The 1,670-nt window shown below is 34.7% G+C and carries 1 protein-coding gene and 1 pseudogene; both read right to left on the bottom strand.

Going from position 1 to position 1,670, the window contains the following annotated elements:
* Nucleotides 1–857: 857 nt before the first annotated feature.
* Nucleotides 858–1,022, bottom strand: coding sequence for a Fur-regulated basic protein FbpA (fbpA, locus tag C564_RS36020; protein ID WP_081621561.1), 165 nt, complete (start codon nucleotides 1,020–1,022; stop codon nucleotides 858–860).
* A gap of 255 nt (nucleotides 1,023–1,277) precedes the next feature.
* Nucleotides 1,278–1,460: pseudogene (locus C564_RS33225) on the bottom strand (peptidase M23); the annotation flags it as partial.
* Nucleotides 1,461–1,670: the final 210 nt, after the last annotated feature.

Genomic DNA, 1,670 nt, shown 5'->3' with positions numbered 1-1,670 from the left:
CTTACATTACTGCTTTTAAAAGCTCTCCTACTAATGGGATGATTCCACCTAAGAATGATAAAACTGCCATTGCGATTGCCATATTATTTCCTCCTCTTATTTTGTATAGTAAGATGTTGTAAATCCTTATACCCTTATTATAGTAAGCGCTTACATATATATCAATACATTTTAATATGCAATATTACATAAGCTGGTTTTATTGCTATAAAGGGTCACTATACATACCCATCAAGCTAATATTTTAAAGTATCCTCAAAACGAAAATTTTATCTCTTTATAGTTATCTATAGGAATTCAGTTCGTTTTTCTCGTTTTGGGGAACAAAGAATTTCTTAACTTGATGGCAATGGGGATGATACTATTAATAAAAGAGATTTTAATTTAATTTACATATTATAAATTTTCCTCCCTTGAATAAGTCTTAACATTCCGTCAATAATGTAGATAGGCTAGCTAGCCAGCCAAAACTCATTTGAATGTCTTTCTCCGTCCCCCTTTTGGAGATACCCTGGAGCCGAGCAGTTAGCTTTTGCTAGCTGCTCTTTTGTTTAAATTTATACATAGTTTATATATAATTCAGACACATTTAACATGATGAGCTTTTGAAAATTGGTGGTATTATTAACTTGTTGAAAACGACACGTTTCGACAAATACAAAATAGCCTTCCTTACCTCTGAATCCCTGCCCCCTGTTCAGCAGGGATTCTTGTAATTTGCGAGTTCTTCTCAGGTTACCGTTGTACAAAATAGCGCTTTTGTTTAGTTTTCTTCCACGTTAGATAATCTAAGCTCAATATGTTGCGCCTTCATCCAAACACCCCTTATTTTCGTTTTAATTCTTCCAATAACTGAGTCACTTCAAAACTTCCATGTTCGATTGGTTGCATTGCTCTTCATCTCCTTTTAGTAGATTCCATAATTCCTGCTTACTCATTTCATAAAGCTGCCGCCCTGTATCTTCTTCCTTGTAAATCCCTTTATATAATAAGACATCGATGAAAATTTGTTTCCTATCCATGTTTCCTCCTAGCTTGTCTGTTTCACTCTTTTTCTTTGGTGACTTGAATACGTATTTTCTAATATCTTTATAAAGAATAGCCTCAGCGTTTATGAAGTCTTTAAACAAACTAATCACTGAACCACTCCTTTCATTCTCGAATCGAGACACGAAAACAACTTAGTGTGTAGGACAACACTCCCATTTTTCATTTCCGGTCATGCCCCGATTCCAAAATAAAGAGCCACTCAAACGAGCGACTCTAATCTTTTATTCTTATCTAACATCAAAATGTTCTTCTTTTAACCATGTACTTTGTCCAATATCCAAATAACCATCTTGTCGTGCATAAATTCTATATGGAACAGATCCATCTACATTACCTGTACAATTCCCGTTAGGACCATCATATGTGTTAATACCATAACCTGCTGGATATTTTGAATAAGCAATGAACCATTGTTTAACTAATTTTTCTACTTTTCTAAAACACAAAAAACAGCTCCTATTGGATCTACTTTTTTATCGAATATCGAAGTGTTTCTCTTCTACAAATCGTTTGTTGTCAATTGCCATCCAACCATCTTTGCGAGAGTAAATGTCATACGCAACAGAACCCTTCACTTTATCTATGTAGCTTCCATCTGGAGCACCTGGTGCTGAGTATGT

Origin of the sequence: Bacillus sp. 105MF (assembly GCF_000374885.1) — a bacterium.
Lineage (GTDB): Bacteria > Bacillota > Bacilli > Bacillales > Bacillaceae_G > Bacillus_A > Bacillus_A pseudomycoides.
Note: the sequence above shows the minus strand (reverse complement) of the source record. Positions and strands in the feature narration are given on the sequence as shown.

Excerpts from the sequence above, each read along its gene's own strand:
- fbpA (WP_081621561.1), bottom strand. The coding sequence starts at position 1,022 with ATGGATAGGAAACAAATTTTCATCGATGTCTTATTATATAAAGGGATT.